At 34.4% G+C, this 17,256-nt stretch carries 16 protein-coding genes; 5 read left to right on the forward strand and 11 right to left on the reverse strand.

Annotated features, from left to right (window positions below; genetic code table 11):
* Positions 1-111 precede the first annotated feature (111 nt).
* The 10 genes from ACNQGX_RS10120 to ACNQGX_RS10165 form a co-directional block, all read right to left on the reverse strand.
* Positions 112-1,182 (reverse strand): M20 family metallo-hydrolase, encoded by a 1,071-nt coding sequence (locus tag ACNQGX_RS10120; RefSeq protein WP_417975877.1) that lies wholly within the window; start codon positions 1,180-1,182, stop codon positions 112-114.
* A complete protein-coding gene (gene argB, locus ACNQGX_RS10125) occupies positions 1,179-1,964 on the reverse strand; it encodes an acetylglutamate kinase (RefSeq protein WP_417975879.1) in 786 nt (261 codons plus the stop codon). Before argB ends, ACNQGX_RS10120 begins: the two co-directional genes overlap by 4 nt.
* A complete protein-coding gene (locus ACNQGX_RS10130) occupies positions 1,954-2,901 on the reverse strand; it encodes an N-acetylornithine carbamoyltransferase (protein ID WP_417975881.1) in 948 nt (315 codons plus the stop codon). Before ACNQGX_RS10130 ends, argB begins: the two co-directional genes overlap by 11 nt.
* A 72-nt stretch (positions 2,902-2,973) precedes the next feature.
* A complete protein-coding gene (gene proB, locus ACNQGX_RS10135) occupies positions 2,974-3,744 on the reverse strand; it encodes a glutamate 5-kinase (protein ID WP_417975883.1) in 771 nt (256 codons plus the stop codon).
* The gene (locus ACNQGX_RS10140) at positions 3,728-4,924 is read right to left on the reverse strand and encodes a glutamate-5-semialdehyde dehydrogenase (protein ID WP_417975885.1); all 1,197 of its coding nucleotides are present in this window, start codon (positions 4,922-4,924) and stop codon (positions 3,728-3,730) included. Before ACNQGX_RS10140 ends, proB begins: the two co-directional genes overlap by 17 nt.
* Before the next feature lie 164 nt (positions 4,925-5,088).
* Positions 5,089-6,225 carry an aspartate aminotransferase family protein gene (locus tag ACNQGX_RS10145; RefSeq protein WP_417975887.1) on the reverse strand — a complete coding sequence of 379 codons (1,137 nt, stop codon included), beginning with the start codon at positions 6,223-6,225 and terminating at the stop codon, positions 5,089-5,091.
* Between the two features lie 128 nt (positions 6,226-6,353).
* Positions 6,354-7,331 (reverse strand): N-acetyl-gamma-glutamyl-phosphate reductase, encoded by a 978-nt coding sequence (gene argC, locus ACNQGX_RS10150; RefSeq protein WP_417975889.1) that lies wholly within the window; start codon positions 7,329-7,331, stop codon positions 6,354-6,356.
* The gene (locus ACNQGX_RS10155) at positions 7,324-8,517 is read right to left on the reverse strand and encodes an argininosuccinate synthase (RefSeq protein ID WP_417975891.1); all 1,194 of its coding nucleotides are present in this window, start codon (positions 8,515-8,517) and stop codon (positions 7,324-7,326) included. Before ACNQGX_RS10155 ends, argC begins: the two co-directional genes overlap by 8 nt.
* A 4-nt stretch (positions 8,518-8,521) precedes the next feature.
* Complete coding sequence (locus ACNQGX_RS10160) at positions 8,522-9,139, reverse strand: GNAT family N-acetyltransferase (RefSeq protein ID WP_417975893.1); 618 nt, start codon at positions 9,137-9,139, stop codon at positions 8,522-8,524.
* Between the two features lie 474 nt (positions 9,140-9,613).
* Complete coding sequence (locus ACNQGX_RS10165) at positions 9,614-10,798, reverse strand: hypothetical protein (protein WP_131916515.1); 1,185 nt, start codon at positions 10,796-10,798, stop codon at positions 9,614-9,616.
* 529 nt (positions 10,799-11,327) lie between these two features.
* Between ACNQGX_RS10165 and ACNQGX_RS10170 the strand changes: the two genes are divergently transcribed.
* The 4 genes from ACNQGX_RS10170 (at position 11,328) to ACNQGX_RS10185 (ending at position 14,393) form a co-directional block, all read left to right on the forward strand.
* The gene (locus ACNQGX_RS10170; RefSeq protein WP_417975895.1) at positions 11,328-12,152 is read left to right on the forward strand and encodes a hypothetical protein; all 825 of its coding nucleotides are present in this window, start codon (positions 11,328-11,330) and stop codon (positions 12,150-12,152) included.
* 425 nt (positions 12,153-12,577) lie between these two features.
* Positions 12,578-13,012: a GNAT family N-acetyltransferase gene (locus ACNQGX_RS10175; protein ID WP_417975897.1), complete on the forward strand. Its 435-nt coding sequence runs from the start codon at positions 12,578-12,580 to the stop codon at positions 13,010-13,012.
* A 148-nt stretch (positions 13,013-13,160) separates the two neighbouring features.
* Positions 13,161-13,400, forward strand: coding sequence for a hypothetical protein (locus ACNQGX_RS10180; RefSeq protein ID WP_417975899.1), 240 nt, complete (start codon positions 13,161-13,163; stop codon positions 13,398-13,400).
* Between the two features lie 3 nt (positions 13,401-13,403).
* Entirely contained in the window at positions 13,404-14,393 is a 990-nt protein-coding gene (locus ACNQGX_RS10185) for a fumarylacetoacetate hydrolase family protein (protein ID WP_417975901.1), read from the forward strand.
* Positions 14,394-14,527: 134 nt separating this feature from the next.
* On the opposite strand, the gene fahA is transcribed toward ACNQGX_RS10185, so the two are convergent.
* Positions 14,528-15,811 carry a fumarylacetoacetase gene (gene fahA, locus ACNQGX_RS10190; protein ID WP_417975903.1) on the reverse strand — a complete coding sequence of 428 codons (1,284 nt, stop codon included), beginning with the start codon at positions 15,809-15,811 and terminating at the stop codon, positions 14,528-14,530.
* A 107-nt stretch (positions 15,812-15,918) separates the two neighbouring features.
* Here fahA and glyA point away from each other — a divergent pair, with 107 nt between their 5' ends.
* Positions 15,919-17,193, forward strand: a complete 1,275-nt coding sequence (gene glyA / locus ACNQGX_RS10195) for a serine hydroxymethyltransferase (RefSeq protein WP_417975905.1) — start codon at positions 15,919-15,921, stop codon at positions 17,191-17,193.
* Positions 17,194-17,256: the final 63 nt, after the last annotated feature.

Genomic DNA, 17,256 nt, shown 5'->3' on the forward strand with positions numbered 1-17,256 from the left:
GGATAATTAGATTTTTAGACTGTTAGATTTTTAGACTTCTAAGATTGTTAGACTATTTGATTTTTAGACTACTTAGATTATTTTAGTTAAAATCTAAGCAGTCTAACTTGTCTAATAATCCAAGAAGTCTGAAAGTATTTTGATATACAATTGAATTCCTTCTTCTATTTCGTTTATAAATATAAATTCGTCTGCGGAGTGTGACCGCAAGGTTTCACCAGGTCCTAATTTCAAGGATTGACAGCTCAAAACCGATTGATCCGAAAGGGTAGGCGAACCGTACGTGGTTCTTCCTAACGCGATTCCGGCTTGTACTAAACCATGCGTAACAGGAATAGATGAAGCGTTTAAATGCATCGAACGCGGATTAATTTCGGCAGTCAAATTACTTTTTACCGTTGCTAAAATTTCCTCATTCGTATAGCAATCATTCACTCGAATATCCACAACCAAATGACATTCCGCAGGAACTACGTTGTGTTGTTTCCCGGCAGTGACTTGCGTTACGGTCATTTTTACGGGACCTAAAACCTCTGACACTTTTTCGAATTGATAGCTGTTAAACCATTCGATAACGGGTATCGCATTATAAATAGGATTATCAGGATTGTTGTGTGCGGCGTGACTTGCGGTACCTTTTACGATGACATCAAGTACCAATAACCCTTTTTCGGCTACGGCCAATTGCATCAAAGTAGGTTCTCCCACGATGGCACAATCCAATTCCGGTAAATGTTTCAACACGCTGTTTAATCCATTTTTGCCACTGCTTTCTTCCTCGGCCGAAGCTACTATTACAATATTGTAAGGCAGATTTTCATTTGAATAAAAATGTACAAAAGTGGCTAAAAGTGAAACTAAACACCCTCCCGCATCATTGCTTCCCAGTCCGAATAATTTACCGTCTTTTACGATAGCTTCAAATGGATCGTTGGTATAGCCTTGGTTTGGCTTTACGGTATCGTGGTGTGAATTCAGTAAAAGTGTGGGTTTAGACTTATCAAAATTCTTATTGAAAGCCCAAATATTATTATTCTCTCTTTCGAAAGGGATACTATTTTGTGTAAACCATTTTTCGATTAAAAGTGCTGTTTTGTCTTCTTCACTTGAAAAAGAAGGGGTTTCAATCAGTTTTTTTAATAGCGTAATGGCTTCTTGTGTAAGGGTTTCTGTACTCTTCATAGTGTAATTGTAGTGTGCAATGCGGTCATGTTTTGCAACATTCTGTGATGACCAATTTTTATTTTTTGAACTCCCTTGGACAAACTATTGAAACAGTTGTCTAATTTAGGAATCATACCAGAATGTATGGCTTTTTCGGCTTTTAATTTGGAATATAATTCTTGATTTATGTTTTCAATTACGGAAGAATCATCTTCGGCATCATATAAAACGCCTGGTTTTTCGAAGCAATAGTTCAAAGTGACATCAAAAACTTCCGATAAGGCAATCGCCAATTCACTGGCAATGGTGTCCGCATTTGTGTTTAATAATTGTCCTTTTCCATCGTGTGTTATCGCACAAAAAACGGGGACGATACCAGTTGAAAGCAACGTTTCCAATAATTGTGTATTTACTTTTTTGACATCGCCCACAAAGCCATAATTGATTGTCGGATGGTTTCTTTTATCGGACTGGATTAAATTTCCGTCTGCACCAGAAAATCCCATCGCATTGGTGGAATTTGCTTGTAATTGGGCAACAATATTTTTGTTGATCTGACCTGCATAAATCATCACAACTACATCAAGCATAGCGGCATCGGTAATGCGTCTTCCATCAATCATTTGAGGAACTAAACCAATGCTTTCCGCCATTTTAGTAGCTGATTTTCCTCCGCCATGAACGAGTATTTTGTAGCCTTCAATTTTAGAAAAGTCAGATAAAAATTGTAATAATTCCGTTGGGTTATCAATAATGTTTCCTCCAATTTTTATTAGGGTTACCGGTTTTTTATTTTCCATTTTTCAATATTTTTTGCAACACTAATTGTACCGCATAGGTTCTATTGTTGGCTTGTTCGATAACAATTGAATTTTCGCTGTCGATTACTTCGTCCGTAACAATTACATTACGTCTTACAGGTAAACAGTGCATGAATTTAGCATTATTGGTCAGTTTCATTTTATCGGAAGTTACGGTCCAGTTTGGATCCGAATTGGTGATTTTTCCGTATTCCTTGTAATTGCTCCAGTTTTTGGCATAAATAAAATCGGCATTTTCAAAAGCCTTATCCTGGTCGTATTCAATCTTGGAATCTTTCGTGATTTCTGCATTCAATTCGTAGCCTTCGGGATGTGTAATGACAAAGTCTGCATCTTGTAACTGCATCATTTCCACAAACGAATTAGGAACTGCCTGAGGTAATGCTTTAGGATGTGGCGCCCAAGTCAAAACCACTTTTGGTCTGTGTTCCGTTTTGTGTTCCGCCATAGTTATAGCATCTGCCAGCGATTGTAATGGATGTCCTGTCGCACTTTCCATATTAACAACAGGAACGGTCGCGTATTTCAAGAAACCGGAAAGTACGATTTCAGCATTGTCTTTTTCTTTGTCAATCAATCCGGCAAAAGCTCTGATGGCAATAATATCGCAATATTGGGAAACAACTGCTGCTGCTTCTTTGATATGTTCCGAAGCACCGGAATTCATGATGGCTCCGTCTTCAAATTCAAGCGTCCAGCCTTCACTGGTGAAATTCATTACCATGACGTTCATTCCTAAATTCAAAGCCGCTTTTTGCGTACTCAAACGCGTTCTCAAACTGGAATTAAAAAACAACATTCCCAAGGTTTTGTTTTTACCCAGTTTTTTGTTTTTTAGTGGTTTCTTTTTAATTTTCAATGCTTGTTTCACCCATTTGTTGAGCGAATCTATGTTTTGTATGGATATGTAGTTCATTTTAATTGTGAGTTATGAATTATGAGTTATGAATTGTCTAAAAATCTAACAATCTAAAAATCAATATTCGAATTAAATTATTTTCGTAAAAGGAATTTCGTTTTTTAATGCTTTCAAAATAAAGTTGTCCTCCAGTCCATTGACAATCCAAGTTTCAATATTGGCTGCTTTGGCAATTGCCGTAGCTTCTATTTTAGATTGCATTCCGCCAGTTCCGTGCGAGGATTTAGAATCGCCAATCTCTTTTTCCAATAGTTGCAAATCGGTTACCATAGAAATTGTTTCAGGAACGGCATCATTGATGGATATTTTGGTGTAAATTCCATTGGTATTCGTAGCAATAATAAGAATGTCAACATTTAATAAAACCGCTGTCAAAGCTGCTAATTTATCATTATCACCAAACCGAATCTCATCCGTAGCCACAGTATCATTTTCATTGATAATCGGAATGTAATTATTTTGGACTAACACATTGATAGTGTTAACAATATTTACTTTGGATTGTTCTTTTTCGAAATCAGAATAAGAAAGCAAACATTGCGAAATTAATAATCCCAAATCGCTGAAGTTTTCATGATAAATCCGCATCAAATGAGGCTGACCAATAGAAGCCAATGCTTGTTTTACAAAAACATCTTTGTCTTGATTTTCCAGTTTTACAAATTGTTTGGCAGCAGCAATCGCACCGGAACTCACAATGATAAACTCGTAATCGTCTTGTAAAGCGGCTATTTGCATTCCAATATCTTCAATCTTTCCTCTCGAAATGTGATTGGTTTCTTTGGTTAACGTATTGCTTCCTAACTTTAATAAAATTCTTTTTTTACCTGATTTGTCCATCTCCGTAAATATACCACTTATTAGTAACTAAATGTTGCAATCCTATTGGACCACGCTGATGCAATTTGTCCGTGCTTATCGCTAATTCTCCTCCTAAACCAAATTGTCCTCCATCAGTGAATCGGGTAGAGGCGTTTTGATATACGGCTGCCGTATCTACATTTTCCATGAATTCCTGGGCAATTGCATCATTTTTTGTGATTATGGAAGCCGAATGGCCGCCACAATATTTGTTTATTTTGTCAATCGCTTCTTGATCCGAGTTGGTTGTTCCGATAACAATTTTATAATCTAAAAACTCTTCGAACCAAATTAGATCCGATTCGATCTGAGGAACATCTGTTGCTCTGGAAATACTTTTATCTCCTAAAACAGTTACGTTTCTTTGTTGTAATTCCTGAACTATATTGATAGCAAAAGCTTCCCAATTTTCAAGATTTGTATCAATTAAAACTTTATCTAAAGCATTGCAAACTGATATATTTGAGGTCTTTCCGTTAATAATAATGTCAAGTGCTTTTTTTAAATCGGCTTCCTTATTTACATACACAAAATTATTTCCTCGGCCACTTATAATCACTGGGCAAGTGGCATGTTTTTTTACAAAAGCAATCAATTTCTCACCGCCACGAGGAACGATTAAATCCACTTTTTGTGTTGGTTTCTCTAAAAATGCCTGCGTTTCTTCCCGATTGTAATTCATGTATTCCACCCATTCTGTAGCAACATTGTTTGCTGTCAATGCTTGATGCCACAAATCCACAATTTTCAAGTTGGATTGTAAGGATTCTTTTCCGCCTTTCAATAAAATTTTATTTCCAGATTTAAAAGCGATTCCACCTGCTTCAACAGTAACATCGGGTCTGGATTCATAAATAATCATTATGGTTCCAAAAGCCGCTGTTTTATTGATGATTTTCATTCCGTTTTCATGGTCGAAATTAAAACGGGTTACGCCAATAGGATCTTCTTGACTTGCTAATTGTTGCATGGATAAAATCATGCCGTCAATTTTGGCATCATCAACCAATAAACGTTTTTCCATTGCCAAATCATCCCCAGAATAATGATGCAAATCCTGTTGATTTATAGTTTTAAGATTAGCTCTTTCTTGTTCAAGAAGTTCGGCCATGCCTCTTAAAACTGAATTTCGTTTTTCTATTGGTAATAAGTGGTTCATTAGTTTTTGGTTTACTATTTTAGAAAAAAAAAATCTAAACATATAAGTCATGTAAGTTTTTAGTTCTTGGTTGATTTTTATCTATTGAAAATGAACTTTAAAAAGAATATTTAAGTGCTATTGACTCATTTTTTAAAACTTAAATGACTTATATGTTAAAAAAATCATTTCAATTCTGCTAATGTTTCTTTTAAAGCTATAATAAAGGTGTCAATTGCTTCCTTCTTGATTGTCAATGGTGGAAGAATTCTTAATAAGTTTTTATTATTTGCATTTCCCGTAAAAATATGTTTGTCGATAATCATTTTTTTACGAAGCGCACTTACGTCAAAATCAAATTCTACACCTAGCATTAATCCCCTTCCTTTTACTTTGATAACTTCAGGAACTTGTTTGATTGCTTCTAAAAAATAGGTGGAAACGTCATTTACGTTATCCATTAATTTTTGGCTTTCAATCACATCCAAAACAGCAATTCCAGCTGCACAAGCCAAGTGGTTTCCGCCAAAAGTAGTTCCCAATAATCCATAACTCGCTGTAAATTTTGGAGAAATCAAGATACCGCCAATAGGAAATCCATTACCCATTCCTTTAGCCAGACAAATAATATCTGCTTTGATGTTATGATGTTGGTGTGCAAAAAACTTTCCGCTTCTTCCGTATCCTGATTGCACTTCGTCCAAAATCAAAACGGCATCGTAAGCCTCGCATATTTTTTCTAATGCCTGAAAAAATTCAGTTGTTCCTTGGTCTAAACCGCCAACTCCTTGAATTCCTTCAATTATAACAGAAGAAACATCTCCTTTTTTTAGTTCGTTTTCTACCAACTCGATGTTATTCAATGGTAAAAAAGTAACAATTTGTTGTGCATTGATTGGCGCAACAATTTTTTTGTTATCTGTCACTGCAACTGCTGCCGAAGTTCTTCCGTGAAAGGAATTATCAAAAGCAATTACACGAGATTTATTGTTGTGAAAAGAGGCTAATTTCAATGCGTTTTCATTGGCTTCAGCCCCAGAACTGCACAAGAATAAAGTATATTCTTCCAATCCGGAAAGTTTCCCTAATTTTTCTGCTAATTCTACTTGCAATGGATTCTGAATCGCATTGGAATAAAAACCAATATTATCCAATTGATTTTTTAATTTGGCAACATATTCCGTATGTGTGTGTCCAATGGAAATTACTCCATGACCACCATATAAATCTAAATATTCCACTCCTTTTTCATCTGTAATAGTACAATCCAGTGCTTTTACAGGAGTGATGTCGTATAATGGGTAAACGTCAAATAAGTTCATAATAATCCTCCCCCTAGCCCCCTCCGAAGGAGGGGGAATAAAAACTTACAACGGGGGGTGTTGTTTCTATATTTATACTCTTTTTCGCATTTCGTCTCCCTTCCCTTCGGGGAGGGCTGGGGAGGGGATTAAAATCCGCTCGGTTTCAAATGTAATCCTGTGGTTTCATCCAATCCAAACATTAAATTCATGTTTTGAATGGCTTGTCCTGAGGCTCCTTTTGTTAAATTATCAATTACTGAAGTGATCAATAACCGGTTTCCTTTTTTCATTAAACTAATGATACATTTATTCGTTTGAACCACTTGTTTCATGTTAATTCCAGTGGTAGTAATAGTTACGAAAGGTTGTTCTTTGTAAAAAGCCTCATATTTTGCCACTACATCTTCCAGATTTTCTTCGATTGTTGTGTATAATGTTGCAAAAATTCCTCTCGCAAAATCACCTCTGTTGGGTACAAAAATCAATTCGTTTGTATAATCCGCTTGCAATTGATTGACACTTTGGTTTATTTCACTCAAATGTTGGTGTTCAAAAGCTTTGTAATGCGACATATTATTTGATCTCCAACTAAAATGCGTCGTTTCTGAAGGCGTTACTCCAGCTCCCGTGCTTCCGGTTGTGGCATTGATATGAACGTCAGTTGTAAGCATTTCGTTTTTAGCCAATGGCAATAAAGCCAATTGAATAGCTGTCGCAAAACAACCTGGATTAGCGATAAATTGAGCGTTTTTGATAACCGCTTTATTCAATTCAGGCAAACCGTAAACAAAAGACTTACCTTCGAAATCTTTGTCTTTTGCCAATCTGAAATCATTTCCTAAATCGATGATTTTGGTATGACTTGCAAATTGATTTTGTTCCAAAAACGATTTTGATTTTCCGTGACCCAAGCACAAGAAAACAACATTTACATTTGGATTTACAGTATCGGTAAAATTCATTTCAATATCGCCCATCAAATCATGATGCGCAATCGAAAGTGGTTTTCCAGCGTTTGTTGTGCTGTAAACAAAATCAAGTGTAGCATTGGGATGAAACATCAATATTCTGATGAGTTCCCCCGCTGTGTAACCCGAACCACCAATTATTCCAATATTAATCATGTGTCAGTTTATTTACAGATGAAAATATGTTTTGGGCATTTCCAAGAATTTTAATAAATCCTTTGGCATCGTCAGATGTCCAAGCGTTGTTCATTTCTCCATATTGTCCAAAACCGGTATTCATTAAATCATTTTCAGATTCAATTCCGTCCAATGTAAAGTGATATGGTTTTAGAGAAACGATAACGGTTCCATTTACGGTTGTTTGAGTGTCTTCCAGGAAAGCCTCGATGTTTCTCATTACAGGATCCAAGAATTGTCCTTCATGAAACAACATTCCGTACCAGTTTCCTAGTTGTTCTTTCCAGTATTGTTGCCATTTACCCAGCGTATGTTTCTCTAATAAATGGTGCGCTTTGATGATAATTAAAGGAGCAGCGGCTTCAAAACCAACTCTTCCTTTAATTCCGATAATGGTATCGCCCACGTGTGTATCTCTACCAATTGCATACGCACTGGCTAATTTTTCTAATGCAACGATATTTTTTGTTGGTGTGTCCAATGTCCCGTTGATGCCTACTAATTGTCCTTTTTCAAATTGTAGCGTCACTTTCTCTTCTCCAGTTTTTTGCAATTGTGATGGGTATGCTTCACTTGGTAAAGCTTGATTTGATGTCAATGTTTCTTTACCACCTACGCTTGTTCCCCACAATCCTTTATTAATGGAATATTGTGCTTTTTCCCAAGAATAATGAACTCCATTTTTAGATAAATAATCCACTTCTTCCTGTCTTGATAATTTCAAATCACGAATTGGAGTGATGATTTCAATTTCAGGAGCAATGGTTTGGAAAATTAAATCAAAACGAATTTGGTCATTTCCTGCACCAGTACTACCGTGGGCTATTGCTTCAGCGCCAACAGATTTTGCATATTTAATCGCTTCGATAGCTTGAAAAACACGTTCCGCACTTACTGATAATGGATAGGTATTGTTTTTTAATACATTTCCATAAATCAAATATTTAATGGCTTTGTCATAATATTTATCTACGATAGTTAAGTTGGCATGTTGCGCACTTCCTAATTCGTAGGCTCTTTCTTCAATGGCATTTAATTCCTCTTCATCAAACCCGCCAGTATTAATAAGAACGGTATGAACTTCGTATCCTTTTTCGTTTTTTAAATATTTTAAGCAATATGAGGTGTCTAATCCTCCACTATAAGCTAATACAACTTTTTTCATGATATTATTTTTTTAAGAACAAGGCTTCTTTAATTGATTTTAATCTATTTAGAACTCTAACGTTAAATGGATGTTTAGGCGGATCTTTAGGTTTTTCTTTTGGGTCATAAAGCATTCCGGTACACAAACACATTTTGTTGTCTTTACTTTTTAGGATTTCGTAATTGGTACAGGTTTGGCATCCTTTCCAAAAACTTGGATCGTTTGTGAGTTCTGAAAAAGGAACAGGTTTGTATCCCAAATCTGAATTGATTTTCATTACTGCTAAACCAGTCGTGATTCCAAATACTTTAGCGTCTGGATATTTTTCTAATGAATAGTCAAAAACTTTTGATTTGATCTGTTTTGCCAAACCTAAATTTCTGTAATCAGGATGTACAATCAAACCGGAATGGGCCACAAATTTTCCATGCTGCCAACTTTCGATATAGCAAAAACCGGCAAATTTTCCGTTGTCCAATGCGATAATGGCATCCTTGTTTTCCATCTTTTTTTGGATGTATTCAGGAGTTCTTTTGGCAATACCAGTACCTCTCAACAAGGCTGATTGCTCAATTGTATCGCATATTTCCTGCGAATATTTATAATGTTCTTCCTGAGTTATAATTATAGATATATTCATTTCAAGAGCTGAATTTTTGAGTTATAAAATGAGTTGCAATTTTGTTCTGAAATACATTCTCTGTCCCCTTGAATTAAAAAATTAAAATACGAATTTATAGTCCAATAAATTGAATAACAATATATTAGTGATAAAGGTATGATAATTTTGGAATATAGTATTCCAATGGAAAATAGCGGTAATTTCAAAACGGAAAAAATGAAAAATGAATAAAAATACGAAACAGCTTTTGGGTACTATAGTTATAGCATCCGTACTTCGGGAGAAGTAGTTGGTCTGTTTGTCCGTGACAAAGAAGTTATATGTAAACTTGTTTTATTCATTGGTGCAAAAGTACACATATTTTTATAACACAACACTAATTTTGTGTTTTGTAACAAAATTTTAATGTATTGTTGATTTTTTAAATTAAAGAACTCCCTGATGGATTTAATTATCAGGGAGTTTTGTGAAATAGTAATGCTTTGATGTTGATTAGTTTCTAAATCTGTTTCTGCTAATAATATCTTTTATTTTGGCTTTCAAATCTTCTCCGGTATCATAAACCATCTGTTCGTTGCTAGGAAAAGCTACCGCTCTTTTATCAAAATAAGAGTAATAATTATCGTCGGAAGCGCGTCGGTCTCCTTTATAAGTGGCATAGATATTTTCGAAAATAAACTCACTTGTTATTGGAAAAGATTGTAATAATTGATTGCTTCTAAAATTGATATAATCTACTTTAGCTGTAATTTGACAGGATTTAAACTGTCTGAATTCATAAATGCGTACCGTTGCATTTCTCATATTATCCACCATCACCACTTTGCCTTTTTCGTCCAAAACTTCCTTTCCGTTGGCATCAATTAGTTTTTTGACACCATCTTTTATGATACGATCTTTTACAAACTCTCTTTCTTTGATTTGCTCCGGTGAAATATAAATATGTCTAAAATTGATTATCATTCCATAATCATAATCAATTCCTTTTTGTTTGTTGCTGTGGTAAACAGTCCATTTGTCGTTCAGTCCATAGGTACTAAAGTCCAATAAATCATTTTGCAGACGAACCGGAATAATCATGTTGGTTTCGTTTTTGGTGTAAACCGAAACATAATCAGAACCTTTGAATTTTGCTTCATCCATGAGTTGCAAAACGTTTTTGTAATTTGGGGTTATCTGATTCAAATAATTTAAATCATCATAAGCCTTACGGAAATTCATCTTGTCAGACGTTCCCATCAATTTTTTTGCATTGGCATACAAATAAGCCGATAAGGCATTTTTGCTGTCAATGATTTGGTCATTATAATTGTCAAATGGGAAAATGGCATTCCTGCCTTCTTTAAGTAGTTTCAAAGGGAGTAAAGGTTTGATTTTTTCCTGACGCCCATTCAATTGTAAATACGTGTTGTACATTTTCTCCAATTGTGCCGGATTCGCATCTTTTGCCAATAAGTTTATGGCATTCAAATCCCGTTCTTTTGCTTTAGCGAAAGCCTCTTCAAGCAAGTAAACATAATCCTGTTTGCCCTTTTTATCTTTATTGGTACGCAAATTCGAAACGGCATTATTTATGGCTTCATCATAATTTCCGGAACTCAATAAATTTTGGGTTTGTTTTACACCGCAGGAATAAACGAAAAACAATAATAGGAGCAGGGAAGTAATTTTCTTCATAAACGATATCTTTTAGCAAACCTAAATAAATTTGTAGGTTTTTACAGTGGCCCAAAAATATAAAAATTTTTAAAGTTTTTTTTCTTTCCATAGACTAAATAACACTTTTGGGAAATATTTTCAGGAGCCAATCCAGTTCTCCGTTGCAAGTTTATTTGTTTCAGGATGTTTTTGTAAGTCCTAAAAGGAGCTTCCGCTGGTCGCTCTTTCAGGACGACAAAAAACAATCCTTCCACTGCATAAAGCTTTCCACTGCTATCTGGGCTAATATATATAGTTAGCGTAAACTACAAGCTGTGCTTTTTTGTAAGAATAAAATGCTATATTTGGTTTGCCATAAAGGAAACTATTAAAAAAACAGAATTATTTACGGTTACAAAAACAAAAGGAAAAGACAAAAGCACATTATTTTTTTTTATAAACTAAACAGCTGTAAATTAATATTTTATAATTTTTAGAAATTGCATCTATCTAAGAGTTGTCAGCCATTTTACCCAAAAAATTAACAATAAAATTAAAACGAATTTTTATGAATAGATTATTAATTATTACATTTTGTTTAATCTCATTATTTTGTAATGCCCAAATAAACAATAAAAAACAAAAAACAGAATTGATAATTATCGGAACTGTTCATTTTCCAACAAAACAAATAAATAAGGATACTATTTATTCGGTTTTGGAAAGTATAAAACCTGATATAGTCCTTATGGAATCAGATATGACAAATTTCAATTCAGATTTTACATTTAAAAATGCTTATGATGAAAATGAATGGAATGCAATTGTTAAATACAGAACTAATTTTAAGAATACATTATTTAGACCAATAGAATTTGAAGGAAGAAATAATTATAGAAAACAAAATGGAATTCAAAATACTGATATTGTTTTAAATGAAATAAATATTCTTGATTCACTAAATATTCTTACTGAAAACCATAAAAAAAATTGGAATAGATTTATTGAATTGTCAAATTCTCTAAATGAATTAGACAATAATTCGTTGAAAGAAATAAATTCAATTTCTACAGAAAATTTAGTTAGAGAAAGACAGTTTTACCAATATCAAAAATTAAAAGAAATTGTGGATGAAAACGAGGAATTTGCTAAACTAAAAACTGAAACTCAAACAAAAGATTCAATTTCATTAAGAGAATTATATGAAAGATATTGTTACTTTGAGGAGTTAAGAAATAGAACTATAATTGACAATATTTTAAAATGGAAAAATAAGTATCCAAACAAAAAAATTGTTGTTTTAATCGGTTTCTATCATAAATATTTTTTAGTAAACGAATTAAGGTGGAAACAAAAAGAACACAATTTTGAGTTGAAAGAATATCATAAATAAAAAAGCGATTGGTAATAGAGGTAACAGTTACACGATTCTTTTCAAAATCTAAATAAAAAGATGTAATCACAAAAACAACCTCGTTTAAAAGTACTTAAACGAGGTTGTTATTACTTCAAACTAAAAATACAGAAGCTTAAAAAATCTGTTTTGAAGTCATAAAAATGGTTTTTTAAAACAAGCTTGGACTTTTTCTTCTTTTTGGGTAATAACTCGGAATTTTAGCTCTTTTTATGACTTGCTTTCTTTTAAGAACAATCCAATAACTTTTTCCGGAAAGAATTTTAATTGGAGTTTAAATCCCATATATTTACTTTCTGATTATCAAAATGACATTCGTTTGAAGGTTTTTATCCCGACGCTTCGGGAGAACCGAGATTGTGAGTCATTTTGTAGACAGACAAAAAATAAAATTTAAATAGAATATGTTAGAAATAAAACAAATAACAATTTTGGATCCTCTTTACCAATTAGAAAGAGAATTGCGAAATAAAATTTTACTTAGACCTATTGGCATACCTGATAATGCTTGGGAAATGAACGATGATAAGGCTTGGCATTTTGTGGCAATTGAGAATGATAATCTTTTAGGTTGTGTTATTTTAGTGCCAATTGACAGCACAAAAGAAAAAGTTCAACTAATGCAAATGGCAGTAGATACCAATTTGCAAGGTAAAGGTATAGGCAAACTTTTAGTTATTGAGTTATTAGAATTTTGTAAGCGTGAAGGAATTAAAGAAGTGACTTGTCATTCTAGAGAATACGCAAATGAATTTTACCGAAAACTTGGTTTTGAAATTTATGATGAGCCATTTGAGGAAGCAGGTATTCGACACAATCATATGAGAATAAATTTGTAAATATTTCTAAAAAAAATAGAAATTAAAGGTTAGAAAACCGAATAACCGAATGAAAATTATTGAAAAAAACATACAGACTTTTGGACTTGAAATTGAGTTGACAAATTCTCAAAGTGATAATTTTTTTATCATTCAAAATCATTAGAAATTGTTTAATCAAGAATTGAAGAAATACAATCTGATTCAAAAAGACGGGAATTGGGAAAAGTTTGGAATTACATACAAGAAGGCCGAAAAGTATTTTTATTTGACGGCAATTCCTAAGCTTGAACAGGTTTTTTCGAACCTTTTTTTGCACAAAGAAATTCCAAAAGGTGCGTATGAAAATTTTACGCATAAAGATAATCTTCATAATTTTACGACAATAATTTTAAAACCAAATTCATAATAAATGAAATTAGCGACAATAAACAACAATACCAGAGATGGAAGACTAGTAGTTGTAAATAAAGAATTAACCAAAGCGGTAGAGGTTAATCAAATTGCTCCAACAATGCAGTTTGCTCTTGACAATTGGGCTAAAGTCGAAAAGGATTTGAAAAGTGTTTATGAAAATTTAAACTCAAATAACGTAACAGATACAATTGATTTTGGTACAGCAAAAATTTTAGCACCTATTCCAAGAGCCTATCATTGGGCAGATGGAAGTGCTTATGTAACCCATGTTGAGCTTGTTAGAAAAGCAAGAAATGCGGAACTTCCGGAATCTTTTTGGACAGATCCATTGATGTATATGGGAGCTTCTGATGCTTTTATTGGTGCAAATGATGCTATCGAAATAGAGAATGAAGACTGGGGAATTGATTTTGAATCTGAAGTTGCGGTTATTACAGACGATGTTCCGGCTGGAGTTAGTCCAAAAGAAGCATTGAATCACATTAAATTAATAACCATTGTTAATGATGTTTCTCTGAGAAACCTGATCCCAAATGAACTTTCAAAGCAATTTGGTTTTTACCAATCAAAACCTTGGACTTCGTTTGCTCCTGTAGTGGTTACACCAGATGAACTCACTAGCGAATGGCAGAGCGGTAAATTAAATTTGCCTTTGTATTCTACTTTAAATGGAAAGTTGGTTGGTTCACCAAATGCGGGAGTAGATATGACTTTTGATTTTGGTCAATTAATCGCTCACGCAGCCAAAACACGTTCTCTAATGGCAGGAGCGGTAATAGGTTCAGGAACAGTGGCCAATCAAGGAAGTCCGACGGGTTCAAGTTGTATCGCAGAAGTCAGATGTTTAGAAATACTAAAAGATGGAAAGCCTTCAACGCCATTTATGAAGTTTGGTGACAGAATCGAAATTGAAATGAAGGATACAAAAGGCGAAACGATATTTGGTAAAATTAATCAATTGGTAAAAAAGTACGAACATAAATAGAGCAAATTGTAATCTGATATAATAAAATTACACGACAGCAGTTATAATTACTTACTAAAAAGTATCGCTACTTATTGTTATAAAAAAAACTCCGAAGGGTTACTTTCGGAGTTTTTTAGATTTGTATGCTATTTTTATTTTCTCACAAATGGAGGAAGCAATTTGCTGGAAACTTCACCAAAACCAATTCGAACCTGTCCGTTTTGACAAAATCCTTTCATGATTACGGTATCATTGTCATTGATGAATTTACGTTCCGTCCCATCGTTCAGTTTTATTGGATTTTTTCCACCCCAAGTTAATTCTAACATAGAACCGAAACTGTCTGGTGTAGGTCCTGAAATTGTACCTGAACCCATCATATCGCCAGAATTTACTCTACAGCCATTAGAGGTATGATGTGTCAGTTGTTGACTCATAGTCCAATACATGTATTTGAAATTAGAATGAGAAATAACAGTAGCTTCTGCATGTTCAGGCTGAATAGCCACTTCTAAATTGATGTCAAAAGAATGCTTTCCTTTTTGTTGCAAATAGGGAAGTGGAGTTGGTTCCTGTTTTGGTCCTTTAGTTCTAAATGGTTCTAAAGCATCCATAGTCACAATCCAAGGCGAGATAGAAGAAGCAAAGTTCTTTGACAAGAACGGTCCCAGTGGTACATATTCCCATTTTTGAATATCGCGGGCACTCCAGTCATTCAATAATACCATTCCAAAAATATAATCTTCGGCTTCAGTTACAGGGATGTTTTCTCCCATAATGTTGACATCCGTAGTAATAAAAGCCGTTTCCAGTTCAAAATCTACTAATCGGGAAGGTCCAAAAACGGGTGTGGTTTCGCCATTTGGCAATGTTTGTCCCATAGGTCTGTGTATTGGAATTCCAGACGGAACTATGGTAGAACTTCTACCATGATAGCCTACAGGAATGTGAAGCCAGTTGGGCAATAATGCATTTTCTGGATCACGGAACATTTTTCCTACATTGGTCGCGTGTTCTTTACTGGAATAGAAATCCGTGTAATCACCAATTAATACCGGCAGTTGCATTTCTACATCATCCATTTTGAAAATTACAATATCACGATCTTTTACTGAATCTCGCAATTTTGGATTTTCTTCATCAAATATGTCAGCAATACGATTTCGAACCAATCGCCAGGTTTTTTGCCCATCAGAAATAAAATCATTCAAGGTGTCCTGCATGAACATATCATCAGTTAATTCAATACCTTCAAAGTAGTTTAATTGCTGTAAAGCACCCAAATCGATTGCGAAATCACCAATTCGCGTTCCTACTGTCACCACATTTTCCTTGGTGAGGAAAACCCCGAAAGGAATATTTTGTATGGGAAAGTCACTGTTTTCGAGGACTTCCAGCCATGATTTTCTGTTTGTATTGTTGGCTGTTATAGGCATGATATGTTAATTGTTTTGTTGAAAATTACTCATCAAATATATTATAATCTAACTATTAACCAAACGTTTTTTTGTATTTTTGCATCATATTAACGAAAATCAAAGAAATGCAACGCGACGAACAAATTTTTGACCTTATTCTAGAAGAACAAGAAAGACAAATTCACGGATTAGAACTGATTGCTTCAGAAAACTTCGTAAGTGACGAAGTAATGGAAGCAGCGGGTTCTGTTTTAACCAATAAATATGCTGAAGGATATCCTGGCAAAAGATACTACGGCGGTTGTGAAGTAGTAGATGTTGTGGAACAAATCGCCATAGACAGAGCAAAAGCTTTGTTTGGCGCAGAATATGCAAATGTGCAGCCACACTCTGGTTCACAAGCTAATACGGCTGTTTTGTCGGCTTGCTTACAACCAGGTGATAAAATTTTAGGTTTCGACCTTTCTCATGGTGGTCACTTAACGCATGGCTCGCCTGTAAACTTTTCAGGAAAATTATACAATCCTACTTTTTATGGTGTTGACCAAGAAACAGGAATGTTGAACTATGATAAAATTCAAGAAATTGCCACAAGAGAGCAACCAAAATTAATCATCGCGGGGGCTTCAGCCTATTCTCGTGATATGGATTTTGAGCGTTTCAGAGTAATTGCTGATAGCGTAGGAGCAATCTTAATGGCAGATATTGCGCATCCGGCAGGTTTAATCGCCAAAGGATTAATGAACGATCCAATACCTCATTGTCATATTGTTACCACAACTACTCATAAGACTTTAAGAGGACCAAGAGGAGGAATGATTATGATGGGTAAAGATTTTGAGAACCCTTGGGGATTGAAAACTCCTAAAGGAGAAATCAGAATGATGTCCCATGTTTTGGATATGTCCGTTTTTCCTGGAAATCAAGGTGGACCATTAATGCATATCATTGCTGCAAAAGCAGTAGCGTTTGGAGAAGCATTATCTGATGAGTTCTTTACCTATGCCATGCAAGTACAAAAAAATGCTAAAGCTATGGCGGCAGCTTTCATGAATAGAGGATACAATATTATCTCTGGCGGGACAGACAACCACATGATGTTGATTGATTTAAGAAACAAAAATATTTCTGGGAAAGAGGCTGAAAACGCATTGGTAAAAGCAGAAATCACCGTGAATAAAAATATGGTTCCTTTTGATGATAAATCACCGTTTGTAACTTCAGGTATTCGTATCGGAACGTCAGCAATCACCACTCGTGGTTTGCTGGAAGAAGATATGGAAACTATTGTGGAGCTGATTGATAGAGTACTAATGAACCACACTAACGAAGATATCATCGAAGAAGTGGCTAATGAAGTAAACGAAATGATGAGCGAAAGAGCTATTTTCGTATACTAATAAATACGTCTTAAAGTTTTTAAAGTCGAAAGTCGAAAGTCTTTGAATAGAATTTAATATTCT

Source organism: Flavobacterium glycogeni, from assembly GCF_048286775.1.
Lineage (GTDB): Bacteria > Bacteroidota > Bacteroidia > Flavobacteriales > Flavobacteriaceae > Flavobacterium.